Below are 23,486 nucleotides of genomic sequence, written 5' to 3'. Positions count from 1 at the left end.
AAATTTAATGTCTCATTACTTTATATTCCTCATTGATTCAATACTCATTTATCACTCTTTAATCAATTCAAATGAAAATGGATGGCCAATATGACCTTCATCCATTAAATATATGCCCTTTTCCCTCGGTGCATTCACATAGCCTAGCTCTTTTAATGAACAAAGCATTCCATTAGATTCAACACCTCTTAGTTTTGAAGGTTTAATTGCCATACCACTAGGCATCATTGATCCTACAGTTGCAACAACAACATACTTCCCTGCTTGAACATTAGGTGCACCGCATACAATTTGTAATGGGTCCTCTTCGCCAACATCAATTGATGTTACTGATAGTTTATCTGCATCTGGATGAGATTCTATCGATTGCACATACCCCACCACAAAAGATGGTTTGTAATGATTAAGGTTAACGTTTATTCCTTCTGATTCTAACAGCTCATTAATCTTACTTAATTGCTTTTCATTTAATTGAATCATACCATTTGATTGGCCTATATCGAGTTGGTCTTTTACATCAAATAGATTGAGTCCAACAATATTTTCATGTTCTTCTTTCGACTTGATAACTGTCACTTTGTTTTTGTCTTCAATTTCAATCGGACCGTTAGGTTGTGCTAATTGAATAATTAATTTATCTCCTAAGCCAACTTCATTATAGTATACTTGCATCATTAATTCCCCTATTCTTTGGTGTATTTAGAATGTGTTTAAAGATTGTTATTAACTGTTATTGAAAATCAAACATACCTTCTCAAATATATATTTAATTTACTATACCTTCGTTTCAAGCTTTGAAATCATTATAAAATATTAAATAAAATGCTTACTATGTTGTATTGATTAAATTTAGGTTTTCATCTGAATTACATTGATGTTTATATGTGCTATTCATCACCTTTTACTCTTTTTTATGTCGACTTTTACCTTGTTTACCTAAAATAAATACAGGCTCTAATGAACCGTCGTCTTTATAGCTAAATGATAGCGACGTAATCGGAACAATACCATTCGTGAAGAAATGCATTGTCATTTGTGCTAACACATCATAACCGGTTGAATTCCTAATATCTGCAATAATTAACGTATCTTGATGAGGTGTCGCAATCATCATTTCACCTTCAATTTTCGATTTCATTTCTTCTAGGAATGGTTTGTTCAATATTCTTGATGCATCATAACCATCTTTTGAATTTACAAAATAATAAATGTTTCCGTTCACTTCATCTTGATTCATTGGCGTTGGTTTTCTTTTAATATTAAATAGAGCACGCTCTTTTACTTCTTCTTCTGTCATATTCAATTTCGTAATTAAACTTTCATCAATTAATCGATACGTATTTTCTAAATCAATCGCATAGTAGATCATTGTTTCTGCAGTATGGGGTGTAGTAATAAATCTACTTCCACTTGTCGTCTCTTGATGAAAGCTCGTCGCACGAATGACTGGATAAATATCATCACCATTGAATTGACTCTCATCTAATCCGTGAGCTTCTATTGTAGAGTTAATATAATAAACAATTTCTTCAACTGCTTGTTCACCATTTTCTTTATATTTATTGATGACTTGACCTATTTTAATCGATAAACCTTTTTCATTATCTTTTCTTTCAATTCTAAGTGTATCATCTTCTAGATTAAAAGATGTATTCACTTTAGATAAGTCAAGTTGCTCTTTAATTAAATCTCTCATTTCAAATACATTCATACTTACACTTCACTTTCTAACGCTCTGTCAAATTTATTAATATCACCATAAAACGTGTAATTGATAACATTTTAACACATTGTTTGTAATACATTTTAATATTTCAAATATGCTTCTATTTTACATAAAATAAGCCTTACATTCTAATCGTAACTATGAGAATGTAAGGTTATTATTTTTTATAAATTTATTCAAATTTAACGTACATCTTTAACGTACATCATTTGACAATAAATCATTTAAGAATGGTATAAAGATTCTATTTTTTTATCATCTAATGATTTTATTAGTATAGTCAATAGTGATCTAGCTGCTTCGTAATCTCTTGAGTCTATAATTGAATAACTGGTATGAATATATCTTGAACAAATGCCTACAACAGCACTTAATACCCCTTCATTTGATAAATGAATACTGCCTGCATCTGTTCCACCTGGCGATCTATAATATTGATATTTAATGTCATGATCATCAGCTGTTGTTTTGAGTAAAGTTTTCATTTGTGGACTTAAAATCATTGTACCATCCATTATTCTAAGTAAAGTTCCGTTGTTTAATTTACCCATATCGTCGTCTTTACCTAACATATCATTTGCTGGAGAACAATCAACAACAAATGCAATATCAGGCTTAATCATATTTGAACTTGCTTTAGCACCTCTTAGTCCAACCTCTTCTTGAACGTTAGCACCAACATATAAATCAAAATCAAGCTGGACATCTTTCAATGCTTCTAACACCTCGATTGCAACAAGGCATCCATAACGATTATCCCAAGCCTTAGCTAAATATCTAGCACTGTCTTTTGGACCAATCTGTTCAAATTCAACTTTAGGTACAATTGAGTCTCCTAGTTCAATACCCATTCCTTCGACTTCTTCTTTACTCGAAGCACCAACATCTAATAACATATCTTCAACTTTTGGCTTTCCACCTTTTGATTCTTGCTTTCTAAAATGTACTGGTACACTACCGACAACGCCAGTATAGTAATCTCCACTTGAAGCTTTGACTTCAAGCTTTTGAGCTAAAATAACATCTGTCGACCATCCACCTAAAGGTACGAACTTTAATAAGCCATTATCTTGAATATGACTTACCATAAAGCCAACTTCATCCATGTGCGCAGCAATGATAACTTTTTTTGCATTTTTGTTAGATGATTTCTTCACAGCAAAAATACCACCTAACCCATCATATACAATCTCATCACTAAATTGACTGAGTTCATCTTTCATAATTTCTCTAACATCATCTTCAAAACCAGGTGCACCATGGGCTTCTGTTAATTTTTTCATTCTTTTAATTGTTTGTTCATTTAACATATGTATTATTCCTCCTAATCGTCATTATATACTCTCTATAATCTAATAATATCCTTATTATGAGTATAGCATAACAGATCATTGATTTATTTATTGTAACCCGTTAAAGTTAACTTAAGGCAATTAGCAAGTGTAAATTATAAAATGTTGTTCAAAAGAATCCAACTTTTATATTAACTTCTAAATTAATCATTATACTCCTTTAAGTAATAAAATAACTTCGCAAAGGGTGAGCTTTTAAAATGAATAAAAAATGGATTATCATCGGTTCTACCGTTCTAGCTTCATTACTTCTTACACGTTCTGTTGCAACATTTATAGATCAAGAACAAAATGAATTACACGCATTCAAAGCTTTAAAGAAAGTCAAAGCAGAGTTCAGTGAATATACTGATGCATATATTATTTATAAAACAGAAAAAGAAAGCCATCTTGGAGTCACTCAAAAAATATACACTGGTGAAATTTCAACAGATTCTAAACGTTATTTATTTAAGGTGAATGCAACAACACTTGAAATAATATCCATCACAGAACAATAGTCTATGATGGATTTTTTTTGTTTTTTAAATATTTAAACGCCTTATGAATTCTAGTCATCGCTTCTTCAATCCGTTCATGTGGTGATGCAGCGTTCAATCTAAAGTGAACCGATTCACTTAATTCATAATGATGACCAGGACTTAATGCTATTCGTCCAACATTTTGTAAGGCATCTTGTACTTCCTTCTCATTATATCCACTCTTCTCAAAACTAATCCATGCTAAATAAGTTGCTTCAGGTATTTCCATAGACAATTCATGACTTAAATGATCTTCTATATATTGTTTTATATACTTCATATTACTTTCTAAATGATCATTCAAAGCATTGACCCATTCGATACCTTCTTTAGTGTAAGCTGCTTCTATCGCCGATAATGCAAGTGAATTAGCAGGCGATAGACCATAAACTTTATGAATATTTGATTCTAATTTTTTTAATAACCATTTATCTTTTGAAATCAAAACACCGTGCGTAATACTCGCTAAATTAAATGTTTTTCCAAGCCCTGTTACAACAGCAATTCGATCTTCATGTATTAAATCTTTGGCCATTGTCTCATGTCCATTTTCTGTCCTAACAAAATCCATATGCACTTCATCACTAATAATATATACATTATGTTTATGACATATTGCTTTTAACTGCTCTAACGTCTCACGACTAAACGCTTTTCCTGTTGGGTTTTGTGGGTTACATAAAATAAACACTTTGACATCGTTTTGTATGATTCTCTGCTCAAAGACATCTATATCAAACTCATAAGTTCCTTGTTCATTGAGTACGAGTGGAGATTCAATAATTTTTCGATTGTTCCCTTTTAACAACGTTAAGAATGCATTATAACTCGGTGTGTGTAATATAACACTATCACCTTCTTTAGACATCATCCTAACGATTTCCGTAATTGCAAATAATACAGTAGGAACATACAAAAGATTCTCTTTAAATAATGTCGTATTGAATCGCTCTTTAAACCAATAGCGAATTGGTTGATAAAAATCATCATGCTTCCAAAGCGTGTAACCAAACATTGAATGGTCTAATCTGTCGTGCATTGTTTTTACAACGAAGTCAGGCGTTTTAACAAACATATCTGCAACCCAGTACGGCTCTAAATCATCACGCGTGAACATCATTTTAATGCCATCTGTTTGAGCAGCGTGAACACCCGTTCTGTCTATTGGTTCATTAAAGTTAACGATAATAATCCCTCCAGTTTAATTTATATTAATTATATCAATCATTATAAATAATTGAAAAAGCAAAGCTTATTCATTAAGCTTTGCTTTTAGCATATATATTCTAGAACCTTTAGAAGAAAATTTCTCTTCATATTCAGTTCTAATATTATCATCAGGCTCTCTATCATGTACATGTAAATTGATATCAACAAACTGATAACCATATTGACTCATTGATATGAGAGAATACTCAAACAACTTTCGATTATCTGTTTTGAATTGAATTAATGCGTCATCTTTTAGAAACTTTTCGTAAATTGATAAGTAATTATGATGTGTTAAACGCCTTTTTTCATGGCGATTTTTCGGCCATGGATCAGAAAAGTTAAGGTATAATTGATCAAGTGGATTAATTGCTAAATAATCATGTATTTCTTCTATCGGCAAACAAATAAGGCGAATATTATCTAAATTTTGCTCTAGAACTTTATCTAATACTCTCACCATAACATTCTTATCCAGTTCAACAGATATATATTGAATATAGGGATTTTGTTTAGCAAGCGTTGTGATAAATCGTCCCATCCCACTACCGACTTCAATATGTTTAATGTCATTGGAACGAATAAATTGTTGCCATACATCTTGTTGTAAATCATCCACTTCTGTGACAACAATCTCTGAATGTTGATTTAAATAATCTATCGCCCATGGCTTATTTCTCATTCTCATTTACAAAACCTCGTTTATATTATGCGTTAATACATCGTCAACAAATTGAATCCATTGATTCATTTGTTGGTAACGCTTTTCTTTTGCGTTCCAAATAATTAACGTTACACCTTGTAAAATGGCATACCATTTCATACGTAACAGGAATGACACTTCAGGTTTAAAATCATATTGCTCAAACCATGATTTCCATTCGTCATACGGCACATAATTATACAGCACCATCCCAACATCAATTGAAGGATCTGCAATCATTGCACCTTCCCAATCGATTAAAAATAACTCGTCCTGTTCAGAGAGCAACCAATTATTATGATTTACATCACCATGACACAACGTATATCCTTTTACATCATTTGATGGAACAAATTCATTCAAATAGTCTACAGCATCAATAATCGTTTCATTTGATAAAAGTTGTGCTGACATTGATTGATTAATCTCATTCAACAACATGGATGGTGTAATCGGATCTACATTCATTTTTTTAAGTAGTACGAGCAAATGATTAGAGTGATGAATTTTATTCAATATTTCTGCAACACGACTAGATTTCATTTCTTCTTCAGTCAAGGAACGACCATTTTTCCAATCTTGAGCTGCGACCACTTCACCAGTTTCAATCCGCTTCGTCCATAAAAGTTTCGGCACAATACCTTCAGCACTCAATGCTGCCAAGAATGGAGATGCATTACGCTTAAGAAATAGACGCTCACCGTTTTGCTCTGCTTTATATGCTTCACCAGACTGCCCACCTGCAGAGTCCAATGTCCACCCTAGTTGATAAAAATGTTCCACGCCTATTTCACCTCGAATTCTTTGACATCTATTTGTTAATACTAAATTTAAAAGTTAAATAAGATTAATATACCTATTTATCAAAAGCCACAACATAAATACTTTATGGAATAAAGAGGAACTCTATGAATCATATATAGAGTTCCACATCTTTATTCTTTTCATTCAGTTTCATCACATATTGTTTGATATTTAAAAGTTGAAATAATAATTATATATCATGTGAAAATATATGATGTGTTATATCCGTTCTTGTTATCTCTATTTAAAATTCTATACGCTATAACACAATATTTCAAGTACCAATATAGTGGATAAAAATTTACATTACGTTCGATATTTAACACTTATTTAACAAAATTAACAGATGTATAACGATTATATAATCTTTTATAATACAAAAATCAAGAACATAAGTTCTATTTTTTCCATATCAGTTAACTAAAATTTTATTTATAATTTAATTTTAAATTTTTATGCTTGACATTACTTTTCATTTAGTAAATAAAGAGCTTCTAAATAAATCGCCGTTGCATCAAGCAGTTGTTTTTTTGATATATATTCATTCGCCTGATGCATTAAATCTTCAGAATCATTAAACATTGCACCGAATGCGACACCTTTATCTAATGTCCTTGCATATGTCCCTCCACCGATTGTAAACGGTGGTGTCATATCTCCTGACTGGTTCTGATATGCCGTCAATAAAGTTTCAACAAATGGGTCATTTGGATCAACATAATGAGGCTGTTGCACTTCATTTAATTTAATGTTGAACGTTTGTCCTAGGCGATTTCTTAATTGCTCAATTTGATGATCAAATGAATAACCTGTAGGGAATCTAAGATTGACACCTACATGTGCTTGTTTACCTCTAACATATCTAACAATGCCTGCATTAATCGATACATCTCCCATCACCTCATGTGAGTAATTCATATCATTTAATTCACCATTTAAATTATTCAACCATTCATGTTTATACATTTCCATAAATGGTCTAAACGTTTCATCAACAGAAAGCGTATCTAAAAATTCAATCATATCAAACATCGCATTATGACCTAATTCAGGTGTTGAACCATGTGCTGACTTACCATTTACTGTAAGGATTAAATCACCTTGATCGACAAACGCTTTCCCTTCTATGCCTTCTTCTCGAATGTAGTTTTCAAATTGCTGAATGACACGTGTCATTTGTTCCTTAATTCGTAATGTAACAGATGTTTGATCGGGCACCATGTTGTAACGGTCACCACTGGTAACTTCTAACACAGTAACATCATCAATCACCGAATGTTCATCTGTTATATCATTCATAGAATACATCACATCAAATGTTGAAATCCCTTTCTCTCCATGAATCAATGGGAAATCAGCATCGGGTGCAAATCCGAGGTCTGGCATAGGTTGATGATTAAAATATGCTGCTGTACATTGCCAATCACTTTCTTCATCTGTACCAATAATCATTCTAAATGTTTTATTCACTTCAATATTAAGATCCGTTAAAATTTTTGCTGCATAATATGCTGCAATCGTTGGTCCTTTGTCATCTAATGTACCGCGCCCTATAATTTTATCTTCTTTAATGACCGCTTCAAATGGATCTGTATCCCAACCAGATCCCGCTGGCACGACATCTACATGACATAGCATCGCAATTGTTTCATCACCACTTGAGAAATCAATATGACCTGCAATATGCTCAACATCTACCACATCATAACCATCACGTTTAGCAAGTTTATACATGTAGTCTAATGCTTCCTTAGGACCAGGTCCAACTGGTGTTGTTTCACTTTTCAATTCGTCTTCACGAATTGATTTAATATTGATTAGCCCTACTAAATCGTCATATATTTGCTGTTCATATTGACTCACAATTTTTTTGAAATCCATAGTGCTTCCTCCTAGTCATTATTGTATTGCTTATTATCTTATTATATCGATTCATAAACGATAATGCATTCTATTCAATAAATTAGAATAAACAGCACAAAAAAATTACTTACTTCAAAATATGAAGTAAGTATGATTGAGAAAAATTAAAATTTGCTATTATTTGTTGTCTTTATTTACCTCTACAACAACTGTATCATCTTCAGCTTTTACGTTATCAATATTTTCATTTGTTACAACGTGGATATTAGACGCTCCACCCTCAGCATCCATCTCATTCGCTTCTAACTCTGCATCTGATGGTGCTGAATTATCTTTTTTCTTTTTAATTTCTTCTACTTTAGAATTCGCTTGTTCTTTCACTTGGTTCGATTTCTCTTGAGCTTTTTGTCTATATTGAGCAGACTTTTCTTGCGCGACTTTAGTAACATTCTCACGATATGCTTTAGGATCTTCTTTTGCTTTGTTAATTTCTTCTTGTGCTAATTTTTGTACTTCTTGTGATTTCGTATTAACTGTCTCTTTTAAGTTTTCAGCATAAGCTTTTGGATCTTGCTTTGCTTTTTCAAATTCTGATGTTAATAAATCACGTGATTGTTTATTTGAATAAACTGCAGCAGCAACTGCTCCACCTAACACTAATAATGAACCTAAGAAACTTCTTTTTTTCATAATATATACACCTCTATTTAAATTATTATTCGTTACATATTCAATATATACCCAACAATATGCTCATTAAACATTAGTTATGAATTCTGTATAAATTCTATCATCGTATATCATCTTTACTAATTTCTATGATTGAACCTTCTGTTAATTCTTCATCTAATACATATGAGCCGAGTTGAATGCGTTTTAATTGTAAAACTCTATTGCCTACGGCCGCAAACATTCTCTTCACTTGATGATACTTTCCTTCAGTTAACTCAATATGAACGACCTTTGTATCTTCATCCATTATTTTAATGGCTGCCGGTTGACACTGGGTATCATCTTTCAATACTATGCCTGACTCTATTTGTTCTATATCCATATCACTTACTGATTCAACAAGTGTAACTTCATAAACTTTTTTGACATGATGTTTCGGTGACATCAAATGATGATTGAATTGGCCATCATCAGTTAATAATAACAGACCGGTTGTATCTTTATCTAACCGTCCTACCGGAACGATTGAACGATGACGATACTGTTCTGGCACAAATTTTATTACAGTGTCGTGCACCGCATCTTCCACAGCTGTGACAACACCTGCCGGTTTGTTTAACATCAGATAAACATGATCAATATAGTCAATTCGTTCTCCATCCATCGTAATGACATCTTCTTCAGATACATAAATATTAGACTTTTTTATTTGATTATCATTGATTTCAATATAGCCTTTCTTAATGATTTTCTGAACTTCTTTTCTAGATCCTATTCCACAATGTACTAAATATTTATCTAACCTCATGATGATGTCCCTAATTTAAACTTGTGTCGTATTTTGGCTGATAATTTAGGGATAAATAAGTCAGCAAAGTGTGATCTAAGTGTCGTAAATCCATAAACGAACATACCGACCAAGACACTAATGATCAATGTTAATACGGCGTGTATTCTATTGGAAATATCAAACACTGTAAATGCCAGCGCCATATAAACTAGCATCACAGACACTGCCATACATAGCGTATAAAACACATTCAAAATAATCGTTCTCGTCAACATTCTCACTCTAAACTCTGTATATTTCTTAATAAACAGTAAGAAAATTATAATACCGATTACGAACACAAGTAACGTCGTATAAACTGCTCCTTTAGTTTCGAACAATGTCACCATTGGAATATTGAGTAACGCTTTTAAGCCAAGCATGACAAAAACGATCCACATTGATAAATATTGGCGATCAATACTTTGCAAAATCGCCGCAATGAGTGAAAAGAGTGACACTAATATACTGACGGGTGCATAGTTGTATAATAAAGTAATACCATCGATATCGTAATGATAAAAACTTGTATATAATGGAGCCGCTAAAATAAAAATACCGACACTTGCTGGTAATGTGAAGAACAAAACAGTTCCAATCATACCTTTAATTTGCTCACTCACTTCATGATGTTCACCTCTAGCAAAAGTTTTTGCAACGTAAGGTAAAAGTGCCACCGCAAATCCAGCGGCTAAACTCGATGGAATCATGACTATTTTATGCGTTGTCATATTTAGCATCGCAAAATATTTGTCGTGTAACATTTCTGGAACATCTGCTAAACTTAGCCCTTTGCTCAACGTAAATTGATCGATAATCATCAATAATGGATAAGTGATCGAAACGACTACGAATGGAATGCTTGTTTTAATAATATCGAAATACATTCTCTTATAATTCACATCGATATGCGTATCATCTGAATCAATCTGTTTCTTAATATGAGGATAACGTTTTCGCCAAAACATCCATAAAACAACTAAACCTGATAAACAACCTATCGTTGCTCCAAATGTTGCCACTTCGTTTGCTAATTTAATAGAACCACCAAGCATTTCCATTACGATATATGCACCTGTTAGTAAGAATAATACTCGTCCTAATTGTTCTACAACAACCGATAACGCTGTTGGACCAAACGACTCGAATCCTTGAAATACCCCTCGCCATGTCGCAAAAAACGGAATTAATATTATCGCAAAACTCACGACTCTAATAACTTCAGTAACGTCTTCTTTAGACCAACCGACATTATCTTTACCTGCAATTGTTAATTCAGCTATGAAAGGTGCGCCCGCAAACATGATAACAAAAAAGACAAAACCACTAGTTAACATAATTAAAAGACTGGATTTGTACAATTTTTCACTGACTTTATATGCACCAAGTGCATTATATTTGGCGACATATTTACTCACCGCCCCTGGCATTCCCGCATTTGCTATCGTAATCATAATTGTATAAGGGACATAAGCATATCCATATAATGAGAGGTTTTCCTCTCCACCAATAATCATAAAAAATGGGATTAAATAAAATACACCGATTAATTTCGATATAAACGTTGAACCCGTTAGAAAAGTAGTACTTCTCATAATATTACTTTGATCTTTCATCCATTCCATCCCTAACGTTTAATATTTTAACTCCAATTTATTATAAATTATAATATTTCTTAAAGTCATTATGATTAATATATTACAATAAATATTATACACTAGAAAGTCATACAACAAATAATTTGAACCGATTGGAGTGATCATATGACAACTCATTTTGATACGATCATCATTGGAGGAGGCCCTAGCGGATTAATGGCTTCCATCGCAAGTGCATCTAATGGTAATTCAACTTGCCTAATAGAAAAGAATAAACAACTCGGAAAAAAATTACTTATTTCAGGTGGTGGGCGTTGCAATGTAACGAATAATGTTCCATACGAAGAAATTATCAAACATATACCTGGTAACGGCAAATTCCTATATAGTCCATTCTCTATATTTGATAATCAATCCATTATTGAATTTATTGAATCAAACGGTGTACCTCTAAAAGAAGAAGATCATGGTCGTATGTTTCCTGTCACTGATAAATCAAAAGACATATTAAATGTATTTCTAAATAAGTTATCTGAATTGAACGTGTCTGTTCAGACAGAGACAACAGTTAACTCGATTGAATATGATTCAGAAACAAAGTTGTATAATATTATAACAAAACAACAATCATACCAATGCACACACTTGGTTATTTCAACAGGTGGTAAAAGTGTGCCAAAAACAGGTTCTACAGGAGATGGGTATAAATTCGCTGCTCAATTTGGCCATACGATAACAGAGTTATTTCCAACTGAAGTCCCTATTTTAAGCGATGAACCATTCATCCAGTCTAACGAACTGAAAGGACTCAGTCTTAAAGGCATAGCACTCAGTGTTTTAGATAAAAAAGGAAAACCTGTCATTACTCATGAAATGGATATGTTATTTACACACTTTGGTATTTCAGGACCCGCAGCACTTCGTTGCTCACAATTTGTATATAAGCAACAGAAAAAACAAAAAACAAAACAAATTAAAATGGCAATTGACTTATTCCCAAATAAAAATGAAACAGAACTTATGAAAGAAGTTACAAATCTTATTGCAGAAAACAAAAATAAACTGATCATTAATTCGTTAAAGTCCATTTTACAAGAGCGATTTATCCAACTCTTGATTGATCGATTAAATATCGATATAGAAACAACTGGACACCATCTGAAAAATGAAGATAAGATCCATCTCGTTAAGACTTTAAAACATTTTTCATTCTCTGTTAACGGTACAAAATCAATAGAAGATGCTTTTGTAACCGGCGGCGGTATAAAATTAAAAGAAATAAACCCTAAAACGTTAGAATCAAAACTTCAAAACAATCTATATTTCTCTGGTGAATTGCTTGATATTCATGGATACACAGGTGGATATAATATTACAAGTGCACTTGTGACTGGATATGTTGCTGGATACAGTACAACTTTAAAATAGCTAAAAATAGAGGATGCATCTTGAACGATGCATCCTCTATTTTTAAGTCGCCAGCTTTCATCCTCTACTCCAAATCTGACAACTAAAACTATATATCTTTATCCTTTAGTAACAATGTTTACAAGTTTCTTCGGTACTGCGATGACTTTAATAATTTCTTTATCTCCAATGGCTTCTTTTACTTTTTCGTCAGCTAATGCGAGTTGTTCCATTTCGTCTTTTGACGCATCTTGAGGAATATTTAATTTTGCTTTCACTTTCCCTTTAATTTGTACAACAATTTCAACATGATCTTCTACAAGCTTAGATTCATCGTATGTTGGCCATGATGCGTATGCGATACTCTCTTCATGTCCTATAACATTATAAATTTCTTCACCGATATGTGGTGCGAATGGTGATAACAGTTTGATGAATCCTGTTGCATATTCTACTGGAATCACATCTTGTTTGTAACATTCATTGACGAACACCATCAATTGCGAAATCGCTGTATTGAAGCCTAGTTTATCAATATCTTCAGTCACCTTTTGTACGGTTTGATGATACACTTTTTCTAAAGATTCATTCGTCTTATTTTGAACTTTTTGAGATAAAGTACCATCTTCATTCACGAATAGTCGATACACTCGATCTAAAAATCTTCTTGAGCCATCTAATCCATTTTCACTCCATGCAATCGATGCATCTAATGGCCCCATAAACATTTCATACACTCGTAAAGTGTCTGCACCGTGTGTTTCGACAATATCATCAGGATTAACGACGTTACCTTTTGACTTACTCATCTTTTCATTACCTTCACCAAGAATCATGCCTTGATTAAATAATTTTTGGAATGGTTCTTTCGTTGGTACTACACCAATATCGTACAATACTTTATGCCAAAATCTAGCATACAATAAGTGCAATACAGCATGTTCTGCTCCACCAATGTATAGATCCACTGGTAGCCATTCTTCTAACAATTTAGGATCAGCTAGCTGTTCAGTATTTTTCGGGTCGATATATCTTAAATAATACCAACAACTTCCAGCCCATTGTGGCATCGTGTTTGTTTCACGACGACCATTCATACCGGTTTTTGGATCCGTAACTTCCAACCAGTCGGTAATATTAGCAAGTGGTGATTCACCAGTTCCAGATGGTTTGATATCATCAGTTTCTGGTAATAATACTGGCAGTTCACTTTCATCAACCGTTGACATCGTTCCATCTTCCCAGTGAATAATTGGAATCGGCTCTCCCCAATAACGCTGACGACTGAATAACCAATCACGTAATTTGTAATTCGTTTTCGCTTCACCAATATCATTTGTTTGTAAATAATCTATAATTTTCACTCGCGCATCTTCAGAAGATAATCCGGTAAACTCACCAGATTCAATCAATACGCCATCGGTCGTTACAATACCTTGTTCATCTCTTTCTCCCTCAATCACTTCACGGATTGGCAAGTCATATTGTTGGCTGAATTCATAATCACGTGAATCATGCGCTGGGACTGCCATTACGGCTCCAGTTCCATAACTGTTCAAAACATAATCAGCGATCCAAATTGGAATGCGTTCATTTGTTAACGGATGGATCACATAGCTACCTGTCGGAACACCTGACTTCTCTTTTGCTAAGTCTGTTCGCTCTAGATCTGACTTTTTAGAAGAATCAACGATATATTGTTCAACTGCATCACGATGATCATCAGTCGTTAATTGTTTTACTAATTCATGCTCAGGTGCTAACACAACATAACTCACACCGTACAAAGTATCTGGTCGTGTCGTAAATACTTCAATCTGTTCATCGACAGCATCAACATTGAATCGAATTGAAGCACCGATCGATTTACCAATCCAGTTTCGTTGCATATCTTTCAAGCTTTCAGGCCAGTCTAGATCATCTAAATCTTCCAACAGTCGATCGGCATAAGCAGTAATCTTTAGCATCCATTGTTTCATCGGTTTACGATAAACGGGATGCCCACCACGTTCTGATACACCATCAACGACCTCTTCATTTGATAATACAGTACCTAATGCAGGACACCAATTGACCGCAACTTCATCAACGTAGGCAAGCCCTTTATTATACAATTGGATAAATATCCATTGTGTCCATTTGTAATATTCTGGATCAGTCGTGTCCACTTCTCTGTCCCAGTCATAGCTAAATCCTAATGACTTAATTTGACGTCTAAACGTATTAATATTGTGCACAGTAAACTCTTTAGGGTCGTTCCCAGTATCTAATGCATACTGTTCAGCCGGTAATCCAAATGCATCAAATCCCATTGGATGAAGCACATCATACCCTTGCATTCTCTTCACTCTTGAAATAATATCTGTTGCTGTATATCCTTCAGGATGACCAACATGAAGACCAGCACCTGATGGATATGGAAACATATCTAATGCATAAAACTTTTTATCATTCTTTCTTTCATTTGTTTTAAATGTCTTATTGATTTCCCAATATTTTTGCCACTTTGATTCAACTGATTGATGATTATAAGCCATCTAAACCACTCCTTTGTAATATTGATTCACAACTAAATATAAATTAAATAATGAAAAATCGCCCCACAACGCAAATGCGCTATGGGGCGATCATTTATAGACCACGGTACCACCCAAATTACATACAATCATGTATCTCATCATTATTAATAACTACTATTTAATCGTTAATCAGGTAAGTTCACTTGTCCATGTCATAGTTTTCACCGACCACTATGTCTCTATTGATTACATATTCAAGTTACTACTCCTATTAATAGAAATTATATGATAAATCGTTTAAAAAGGCAACAACAGGGTTCACGTGTTTCTTTGATATCGTTTCATCAAGATTGAATACAGACCAATGAAAACATAGCTAAACAAAATTAATCCAACGATAGATTTAAAGAGTATGTCCATATTATAAACATCAACGATAAATCCACCGACTAACGGACCGAACGCGCGACTGACAGTGGCGGTAGAATTAACTAACCCTTGATATGCTCCAGTTCTACCTTTTGGAGCGATATCTTGTGCAATTGTTGGTAACAATGGCCAAATAAACATTTCTCCAAAAGTCATAATAACCATACCAATCAAGAATCCACTAAATGCCGTTTGCATACTTGTGAAGTAAAAGGCAATCATGAATAGCAACACACCGACTATTAACTGTCCGACATATTTACCTTTTAACATTTTGATGACAGGTTTAATAACTGGTTGCATAAACACAATCATCAATCCATTAACCGTCCAAATTAAACTATATTGTTTCAATGATATGCTTAAATGTTGAGTTAAATCAGCAATCGTCGTTTGCCATTGGACGTAACCGAACCAACAAATGAAATAAACAATCAATACACTCATAAACGCAAAGAAAATTGTCTTATTTTTCACTTCCATTACATTATGGCTAGATGTATCTACATTTGCATCTACTTCAACACCCCTAAATTGAGTAAATATAATCGTTGCAAATAATACGAACATCAATAAATTCGCTATAAATATATAATCAAAACTAAAATCAGCAACAACACCTGCAAGTGCTGTCCCAACAGCTACACCAACATTTTGCGCAACATATATCGCATTAAATGTTCTGCGCCCACCTTCTGGCCATATTGCACCCGCAAATGCATAAACTGCTGGAAAGATCATCCCAGAACCAAACCCTAATAAAACAAGCCATATCGCATAAAATGGCCAAGTATGAAGAATATTCAACCCGACAAGGGAACTAAATGCAATTAACCCACCTGTCATGATGGTTTTATAGCCCCCGATTTGGTCGAATAACTTACCTCCAAATAAATTACCACACATCGCACTCAATGAATTTAATAGTAAAACAAACCCAGCAATGGATAATGATTTACCTAGTTCTTGTGACATATATATCGTATTCAGTGGCCATAAGAAACTTGCACCGATAACATTTAATGCCATCGCAACAATCAAGTATTTCAATTTCGTCGGCATAATAATCCCCTTTACACTATGAATAATCAAATCATACAAGAAATATTAATTAAATAAAACTTATTAATATAATATGATTTATCAAAAATTGTATGTATATACTCAATTTTTATAATAATATAAATATGCATAAATTTAAGGTACCATACTACATTTTATCTATCGCAATTTGTGTCTCACATATTTAAGTCAATTGTAAAGTATGTTAAAATATTATATTACTATTTATGCTTTAAAAGTTAAATATCATAAATAAACTATCTAAAAATAATAGAAACGAGTGATTCAATTGGCTCAATTTAAATACGCATTTGACAATAAAAGATACCATACGTTTAACTATCACCTAAAACAACATTTCGGCGAAAAAGTATTCAAAGTCTCTTTAGATGGTGGATTCGACTGTCCAAACCGAGATGGCACTGTGGCTTACGGTGGCTGCACATTCTGTTCTGTTGCAGGGAGTGGTGATTTCGCAGGTCGTAGAACCGATCCGATTGAAGTACAATTCGAACAGATCAAAAATCGAATGCATGAAAAATGGCAAAACGGCCAATATATCGCATACTTCCAAGCATTCACAAATACTCATGCTCCAGTTGAAGTACTTCGCGAAAAGTATGAAGCTGCGTTAAGTCAACCAGGTGTTGTCGGACTTTCTATTGGTACACGTCCCGATTGTTTACCTGACGATGTCGTTGAATACCTAGCAGAATTAAATGAACGAACATATTTGTGGGTTGAATTAGGCCTTCAAACAATTCATGATACGACTAGTGAATTGATCAACCGTGCTCATGATATGGAAACATACTATGAAGGAGTAAATAAACTAAGAAAACACGGAATTAAAGTATGTTCACATATTATTAACGGATTACCCGGAGAAGATTATGACATGATGATGGATACAGCTAAAGCTGTGGCTAATATGGATGTACAAGGGATTAAAATTCATTTAATGCACTTATTAAAAGGGACGCCAATGATGAAGCAATATGAGAAAGGACAATTAGAGTTTCTAAGTCAAGAAGATTATACTCAACTCGTGTGCGATCAACTAGAAATATTACCTGAAGAAATGATTGTCCATCGTATTACAGGAGACGGACCGATTGATTTAATGATTGGACCGATGTGGAGTGTCAATAAATGGGAAGTGTTGAACGCCATTGATGATGAATTAATTCGACGTGATACATGCCAAGGGAGTAAATATGACCGAAAAAAACTTGAACTTTAATATACTACCATTTAACCAACACATTATTAAAAGTACTGTCTCACAAGGAGATACTGTAATTGATGCAACGGTTGGGAATGGTCACGATACGTTACACCTAGCAAAAACCGTTGGAAAAGAAGGATTAGTAATCGGATTCGATATTCAACTACAAGCAATCGAATCGACCAAAAACTTATTAAATGATCATCATATTGAACATTATCAACTGCATCATAGAAGTCATGATGAAATAGACCAACTTTCGCTCTCTAATGTCAAACTAATTCAATATAATCTTGGTTACTTGCCGAAAGCAAATAAAAACATTACTACATTATATCAATCTACGTATAATAGTATCGAGCAAGGCTTAAACATATTAGTCCAGAAAGGTGTTATTTTAATTACCGTATACCCAGGACACGAAACCGGTTATGACGAGCATCTATACTTGAATACACAATTTAAACAATGGCCACAAAGCAAAACTCAAGTATATACTTACAAAGGTTTAAATAGAAGTGATAACGCACCGTATACCATTGTGATTCAAAAAGTATAATTAATGGTTATATCTGATACGTATTTAATATATTGTTTAAATTCTCTTTTTTAAAAAGAAATCATCATCATTCATTATGAATGATGATGATTTCTTTAAATTTTTGAGCTTTAAACGTATTAAATTCAAAAAACATTCCAATATATTTCTTTTTATTTTGATTGTAATATTCACATAAACTTGATGCCGATTTCCCATGGCTCAATGCACTCACAATGGTGATTTCATCAATGTTGTTTAGTTCAGGATATGTCAAACTATCGAATTGATTTAAATAATATTCGTTCACAACATCTTGATCACGTTTCAAGATTGCTTCCGTCACTTTTGTCACCATTTTATTTTTGGGCGCATTATTACAATTGACTTGATGTACAATTTTCATAGAGATAAAACACCTTTCTTTTTCGATAAAAATTAATATTTCTAGTTTTTGTATTTGTCTATGATGATATATATTATTGTGGTCACTTTAGTAAATTAAAGATGTTCAATGATATCGTCAGATTAATAATTAAATCCTATCTCATTTAATACTCTATGCATAAAATAATCGATATCTTGAATCACATAATCCTTATACTCATCAATTAATAAATGATGTGCTTTTTTTTCATACCCGATATAATTAAGAAATGTTGAATTTAATCCTGATTTTAATACACTAACCTCTTTAGAATTAATGACTTGATTGTGTTTACTATAATAAACCGCAACAGGTAGGTCTTGTATTTGATCTAACTTCTCAATTGTTTCTCTCATCGTATCATGTACTTCTCTATACCAATGATATGTCACTTCACGATACATTTCTTTATTCGAATTCAATGATTGTTGCATCGTTTTATCCGATGTTAACATGTCACTATTAATGCCAAGATCAAATCGCCCCTCTTTTGAAAGACTTCCTAAGCTTGTTGATAACAATTTCTTTTGACTTGATAATTCATGGTTAAATTCGAGTAATGGATTAATCAGCATAATCCCTTCCACTTTCATTTCGGTTTTTTCAAGTGCATTTAACACAATTAGACCACCAAGTCCTTGACCAATAATAAAACATGGCACTTCATACCTACTTGCGATAAGCAACCATTCAAATAACTTCTCATTATATTGTTCGAAATGTTCGATATGTCCTTTATTTGCTCTACTCGTTTCACCGTGCCCTGGTAAATCCCCCATAAAAATATGGAAACCTCTTTTTCTAAGTTCCATAATTGTATATGCATAGTTACCATGATATTCCATCATATCATGTACAATGACTACTATTCCTTTAGGCTCAACATTTGTCTCCCATTTCCACATATTCATTCACCTTTCATCACGATCGCTTTACAAATATTATAACAAATATTATATGATATGATATTTATATAATTATTAAATTCAATTATATTTTATTCAATACGAGGAGGACTTTATGCTTATACGTTATGAAAATCAATATCCAAAAGTTCACAACAGTGCATACATTGCACCCAACGCGACTATTATTGGAAATGTCACGATTGATGCATCCGCAATTATTTTGTTCAATGCAATCCTTCGTGGAGATTTAGAATACATTCATATTGGAAAAAATTCGAATATACAGGATTTATGCATAATACATCAAAGTCCTAATGCGCCAACAATTGTTGGCGACAATGTAACTGTAGGTCATCGTGTCACGCTACATGGTTGTCATATAGAAAATCATGCACTGATTGGTATGGATTCAACTGTTTTAGATGGCGCTGTCATCGGTGAAGGTAGTTTTGTAGGGGCCGGAAGCCTAGTCACACAGAACAAAATAATTCCACCAAACAGTTTAGTATTTGGTCGTCCAGCTAAAGTCATTAGAACCTTAACTGATAAAGATAGAAAAGAAATGAAAAGAATTTTAGCCACATATCAAAGTCATAAAAAGGTTTACGAGTCAGAAAATAGTTAACCCTTTTAAATTAATAATAGAATCTTTAATAAATAGAAAATGGAAAGGAAGCTTATCAATTGATAAGCTTCCTTTCCATTTGCCATAACTATAATTTTAAAAGAATTTAAAATCGATTAAGCAATTTGTGTTTTCTTAGCAATAGGTGTTACAAAGATTAACCCTAAAAATAAAAACTCATAAAACATAGGGAAAATATTGTGAACAAAAGCACCTAAATGAGCTAAAATTGGTTTCAAAATACCAAATTCATTTAAAGGAATCCATGTTGTAATAATCTTAGTCGAAATTAAGTTAGTAATGTTAAAACCAAGACCTTCAATTAACTTAAACCCATCTTGAGTTAAATGAATTTGGAAAATGTTATCCAAAATGTTCAATAATAAAATAGTTGCAAATCCAAGCCATGCTTTCTTACTTAATAATGCCACGATAAATGCAATAATCACAAAAATAACAGGTTCGATTAAAAACAATCTAAAAAATGCATCCGGTGTGTTAATTCCAAACAACATATCTAATAATTTATTAATCATCGTAACACTCCATTCATATTAGTTCATTCTAATATTATCACATTACGATATTAAATATGATAAATAGAATGTTAAGGTTTTGTAAACATTGTTAAGACGTTACATCAATACATCCACGCTGAATGTTGGATATTCATATATACTTTATGACAATTAAAGCGCTACCATGATATAATTGACTCACACATTGTTTAATTAAGATTACATTAAGGTAATCTTTAATATAAACTATTTAGGAGGTAATATCTATGGAATTCAAAGAACTTTTTATAGGCTTATCGGAAAACAAGAGCTTAAACGCTCTCGCTAAGAAATACGGATTATTATTCGGTGCAAAAAGTGTTGTTGGTGGCGAAAATATTCCTGATACCGTTGAGACAATCAAAAAATTAAATGCTCAAGGTATCGAAGCAACGATCGATAACTTAGGTGAGTTTGTTGATACAAAAGAAATAGCTGAACGTGAATTAATTATTATTTTGAATATGATTGATGCAATCCAAGAACATAATTTAAAAGCGCATATGTCAATCAAATTAACTCAGTTAGGTTTAGAGTTCGATAAAAAATATGCAATGGAAAACTTGCGTAAGATCTTACTTAAAGCAAGTAAAACGAATATGCATATCAATATTGACACAGAAAGCTATAGAACATTAGCTGACATTCAATCTATGATTGATGAAGTAAAACATGAATTCTCAAATGTTGGAACTGTAATTCAATGTTACTTATACGATGCTGAAGAAATGATTGAGAAGTATCCTGATCTTCGTCTAAGACTCGTTAAAGGTGCGTATAGCGAAGATGATACGATTAGTTTCCAATCAAAAGAAGACATTGACGAAAATTACATCAAAATGATTAAAAAACGTTTATTAAACGCTAATAATATCACTTCAATTGCAACTCATGATCATAATATTATTAATGAAATTAAACAATTCGTTAAAGATCATGATATAGATAAGGATCAATTTGAGTTCCAAATGCTATATGGATTTAGAACAGAAATGCATAAAGCATTAGTTGATGAAGGTTACAACTTCTGCGTTTATATTCCATTTGGTAAAGACTGGTTCGCATACTTCATGAGAAGATTAGCTGAAAGACCTCAAAACTTAGATTTAGTCATTAAATCATTCGTCAAAAAAGATACAGTAATCAAAGTTGGAAGTGCCGTTGGTTTAGTTGCTTTATCTGGTTATGCAATGAAGAAAGTATTAGATAAAAAAGATCAGTAATATTTAGTGATTCAATAATATATGAATTAAACGAAATGAGTTATCCTCATTTCGTTTTTTTAGTATCTTATTTAATATTATTAATGTATTAATTTACAAAATCATATTATAAGATATAATTAATCATATTAGAATGCAAGTATGGAGGTTTTATGATGACAGCCAAGAAACTACTCATCATTTCACTAATGTCATTATGTTTAAGCTTTATATTTAACACGTTAAACCCACTTTTAGATAATGTGTTAGGCCCAATCAAAACGATATTATTCGGTACAGGAGTGTTAAGTGGTATTTTTATGTTTTTGGCCATGTTCACATTACACCGTGTTATTAAAGCTAGACTTTCACTACCACAATCAATAAATAAATTACTACCTTATCTCATCATCTTTTATAGCTTAGTCATTATTATATACTTTCTAACGATGCTTGATACACTAGGAATATTTGAAGTTGTGGATTTTTCATAATGAAATATTTATTTATATTCATCGGAGGGCTAATTGGAGCAACGTTCAGACTAACTTTTATTCAACTCAATCTATTTAATACAGATGAATTTTATAATATTATTTTGGTCAATCTCACTGGATGTGTTTTACTAGGGTTCGTTTATTCACTAGACAGTTCATTGTTCAATCAGTATTTCATACAAGCAGGATTGATATCTAGCTTTACAACCTACAGTGCATTTAACTTTCATTCAATTCAGATGATTGATCAATATGGTGCAATAGGTGTCATGATATTCATTTTGAGTATTTTAGTTTCAATTATTATTTTTTTCTTAACCGTAAAGGCTTCAAAATCTTTATTTAAAGTGAGTAGTCATTAATTATGATTATATTATCCATAATATGTGCAGCACTTGGAGCAGTATGTCGTGTGTACATCACAGATTTGTTAAATGCCAAAATAAGTCACTCAACCATAACACCAACTACATTTGTTAATATTATAGGATCCATTATGATTGTCATGTTCATTCCATTAATGAATATCAATGAATTCATACATTTGCTTATTCCAGGTTTTTTTGGTGGGTTTACGACATTTGCGACAATGACTAAAGAATATTATGAGCTCATTACATCTAAACAGTATAAATCCTTTATTTTATTATTCATCACATACATAATACTTTTATTACTAACACTAAGTTTATATTTATTTATCCAATAGATTTATTGAACTCAATCAAAATATAATATATAAAACGAATGCACAAAAAGCCCTTATAAAGTATCCAGTGATACTTTATAAGGGCTTTTATCTATTAAAAT

Annotated in this window: 24 protein-coding genes; 9 read left to right on the top strand and 15 right to left on the bottom strand. The window is 32.6% G+C overall.

All coding sequences use genetic code 11. The features are described from left to right. Positions 1–51: 51 nt before the first annotated feature. The 3 genes from ytpR to EDD62_RS01535 all read right to left on the bottom strand — a co-directional run bounded on the left by ytpR (position 52) and on the right by EDD62_RS01535 (position 3,036). Positions 52–672: a YtpR family tRNA-binding protein gene (gene ytpR, locus EDD62_RS01545; RefSeq protein ID WP_123807272.1), complete on the bottom strand. Its 621-nt coding sequence runs from the start codon at positions 670–672 to the stop codon at positions 52–54. A 229-nt stretch (positions 673–901) separates the two neighbouring features. Further along, positions 902–1,711, bottom strand: a complete 810-nt coding sequence (locus EDD62_RS01540) for a DUF1444 domain-containing protein (protein WP_123807271.1) — start codon at positions 1,709–1,711, stop codon at positions 902–904. Positions 1,712–1,950: 239 nt separating this feature from the next. Continuing rightward, positions 1,951–3,036, bottom strand: a complete 1,086-nt coding sequence (locus tag EDD62_RS01535) for a M42 family metallopeptidase (RefSeq protein WP_414731043.1) — start codon at positions 3,034–3,036, stop codon at positions 1,951–1,953. A gap of 242 nt (positions 3,037–3,278) precedes the next feature. Here EDD62_RS01535 and EDD62_RS01530 point away from each other — a divergent pair, with 242 nt between their 5' ends. Continuing rightward, positions 3,279–3,578, top strand: a complete 300-nt coding sequence (locus EDD62_RS01530) for a hypothetical protein (protein ID WP_123807269.1) — start codon at positions 3,279–3,281, stop codon at positions 3,576–3,578. A gap of 1 nt (position 3,579) precedes the next feature. Here the strand turns inward: EDD62_RS01530 and EDD62_RS01525 are convergent, their stop codons facing one another. The 7 genes from EDD62_RS01525 to EDD62_RS01495 all read right to left on the bottom strand — a co-directional run bounded on the left by EDD62_RS01525 (position 3,580) and on the right by EDD62_RS01495 (position 11,295). Further along, complete coding sequence (locus tag EDD62_RS01525; protein WP_123807268.1) at positions 3,580–4,719, bottom strand: MalY/PatB family protein; 1,140 nt, start codon at positions 4,717–4,719, stop codon at positions 3,580–3,582. 132 nt (positions 4,720–4,851) lie between these two features. After that, on the bottom strand, positions 4,852–5,496 hold the full coding sequence (gene trmB / locus EDD62_RS01520) for a tRNA (guanosine(46)-N7)-methyltransferase TrmB (RefSeq protein ID WP_123807267.1): 645 nt from the start codon (positions 5,494–5,496) through the stop codon (positions 4,852–4,854). After that, positions 5,497–6,294 carry a phosphotransferase family protein gene (locus tag EDD62_RS01515; RefSeq protein WP_077140590.1) on the bottom strand — a complete coding sequence of 266 codons (798 nt, stop codon included), beginning with the start codon at positions 6,292–6,294 and terminating at the stop codon, positions 5,497–5,499. Positions 6,295–6,780: 486 nt separating this feature from the next. Then, entirely contained in the window at positions 6,781–8,196 is a 1,416-nt protein-coding gene (gene pepV / locus EDD62_RS01510) for a dipeptidase PepV (RefSeq protein WP_123807266.1), read from the bottom strand. A gap of 159 nt (positions 8,197–8,355) precedes the next feature. After that, entirely contained in the window at positions 8,356–8,868 is a 513-nt protein-coding gene (locus tag EDD62_RS01505; protein ID WP_123807265.1) for a hypothetical protein, read from the bottom strand. A gap of 100 nt (positions 8,869–8,968) precedes the next feature. Beyond that, positions 8,969–9,658, bottom strand: a complete 690-nt coding sequence (locus EDD62_RS01500) for a pseudouridine synthase (protein WP_123807264.1) — start codon at positions 9,656–9,658, stop codon at positions 8,969–8,971. Beyond that, the gene (locus EDD62_RS01495) at positions 9,655–11,295 is read right to left on the bottom strand and encodes a putative polysaccharide biosynthesis protein (protein WP_170152739.1); all 1,641 of its coding nucleotides are present in this window, start codon (positions 11,293–11,295) and stop codon (positions 9,655–9,657) included. The genes EDD62_RS01500 and EDD62_RS01495 overlap by 4 nt, the downstream gene beginning before the upstream one ends. Before the next feature lie 147 nt (positions 11,296–11,442). Here EDD62_RS01495 and EDD62_RS01490 point away from each other — a divergent pair, with 147 nt between their 5' ends. Then, complete coding sequence (locus tag EDD62_RS01490; RefSeq protein WP_123807262.1) at positions 11,443–12,705, top strand: BaiN/RdsA family NAD(P)/FAD-dependent oxidoreductase; 1,263 nt, start codon at positions 11,443–11,445, stop codon at positions 12,703–12,705. A 98-nt stretch (positions 12,706–12,803) separates the two neighbouring features. Here the strand turns inward: EDD62_RS01490 and leuS are convergent, their stop codons facing one another. Further along, positions 12,804–15,221 carry a leucine--tRNA ligase gene (gene leuS, locus EDD62_RS01485; RefSeq protein ID WP_123807261.1) on the bottom strand — a complete coding sequence of 806 codons (2,418 nt, stop codon included), beginning with the start codon at positions 15,219–15,221 and terminating at the stop codon, positions 12,804–12,806. Between the two features lie 300 nt (positions 15,222–15,521). Then, positions 15,522–16,700: an MDR family MFS transporter gene (locus EDD62_RS01480; protein WP_123807769.1), complete on the bottom strand. Its 1,179-nt coding sequence runs from the start codon at positions 16,698–16,700 to the stop codon at positions 15,522–15,524. A gap of 283 nt (positions 16,701–16,983) precedes the next feature. Between EDD62_RS01480 and mnmL the strand changes: the two genes are divergently transcribed. After that, positions 16,984–17,937 (top strand): tRNA modification radical SAM protein MnmL/YtqA, encoded by a 954-nt coding sequence (gene mnmL / locus EDD62_RS01475; RefSeq protein WP_077140596.1) that lies wholly within the window; start codon positions 16,984–16,986, stop codon positions 17,935–17,937. Further along, entirely contained in the window at positions 17,912–18,481 is a 570-nt protein-coding gene (gene mnmM / locus EDD62_RS01470; protein WP_123807260.1) for a tRNA 5-(aminomethyl)-2-thiouridylate-methyltransferase MnmM, read from the top strand. The genes mnmL and mnmM overlap by 26 nt, the downstream gene beginning before the upstream one ends. Positions 18,482–18,548: 67 nt before the next feature. On the opposite strand, the gene EDD62_RS01465 is transcribed toward mnmM, so the two are convergent. Next, a complete protein-coding gene (locus tag EDD62_RS01465) occupies positions 18,549–18,866 on the bottom strand; it encodes a hypothetical protein (RefSeq protein ID WP_123807259.1) in 318 nt (105 codons plus the stop codon). Positions 18,867–18,988: 122 nt separating this feature from the next. Next, entirely contained in the window at positions 18,989–19,792 is an 804-nt protein-coding gene (locus tag EDD62_RS01460) for an alpha/beta hydrolase (protein WP_170152738.1), read from the bottom strand. Between the two features lie 115 nt (positions 19,793–19,907). Here EDD62_RS01460 and EDD62_RS01455 point away from each other — a divergent pair, with 115 nt between their 5' ends. Then, a complete protein-coding gene (locus EDD62_RS01455; protein ID WP_123807257.1) occupies positions 19,908–20,420 on the top strand; it encodes a gamma carbonic anhydrase family protein in 513 nt (170 codons plus the stop codon). A 116-nt stretch (positions 20,421–20,536) separates the two neighbouring features. Here EDD62_RS01455 and EDD62_RS01450 read toward each other — a convergent pair whose 3' ends face one another. Beyond that, complete coding sequence (locus EDD62_RS01450; protein ID WP_123807256.1) at positions 20,537–20,956, bottom strand: hypothetical protein; 420 nt, start codon at positions 20,954–20,956, stop codon at positions 20,537–20,539. Positions 20,957–21,204: 248 nt separating this feature from the next. On the opposite strand from EDD62_RS01450, the gene EDD62_RS01445 reads away from it, so the two are divergent. The 4 genes from EDD62_RS01445 to EDD62_RS01430 all read left to right on the top strand — a co-directional run bounded on the left by EDD62_RS01445 (position 21,205) and on the right by EDD62_RS01430 (position 23,385). After that, positions 21,205–22,200 (top strand): proline dehydrogenase family protein, encoded by a 996-nt coding sequence (locus EDD62_RS01445; RefSeq protein WP_123807255.1) that lies wholly within the window; start codon positions 21,205–21,207, stop codon positions 22,198–22,200. A 155-nt stretch (positions 22,201–22,355) separates the two neighbouring features. Then, positions 22,356–22,673 carry a hypothetical protein gene (locus EDD62_RS01440; RefSeq protein WP_077140603.1) on the top strand — a complete coding sequence of 106 codons (318 nt, stop codon included), beginning with the start codon at positions 22,356–22,358 and terminating at the stop codon, positions 22,671–22,673. Continuing rightward, positions 22,673–23,038, top strand: coding sequence for a fluoride efflux transporter FluC (locus EDD62_RS01435; protein ID WP_123807254.1), 366 nt, complete (start codon positions 22,673–22,675; stop codon positions 23,036–23,038). Before EDD62_RS01440 ends, EDD62_RS01435 begins: the two co-directional genes overlap by 1 nt. Before the next feature lie 2 nt (positions 23,039–23,040). Further along, positions 23,041–23,385 (top strand): fluoride efflux transporter FluC, encoded by a 345-nt coding sequence (locus EDD62_RS01430; protein WP_123807253.1) that lies wholly within the window; start codon positions 23,041–23,043, stop codon positions 23,383–23,385. Positions 23,386–23,486: the final 101 nt, after the last annotated feature.

It is taken from the genome of Abyssicoccus albus (assembly GCF_003815035.1).
GTDB lineage: Bacteria > Bacillota > Bacilli > Staphylococcales > Abyssicoccaceae > Abyssicoccus > Abyssicoccus albus.
Note: the sequence above shows the minus strand (reverse complement) of the source record. Positions and strands in the feature narration are given on the sequence as shown.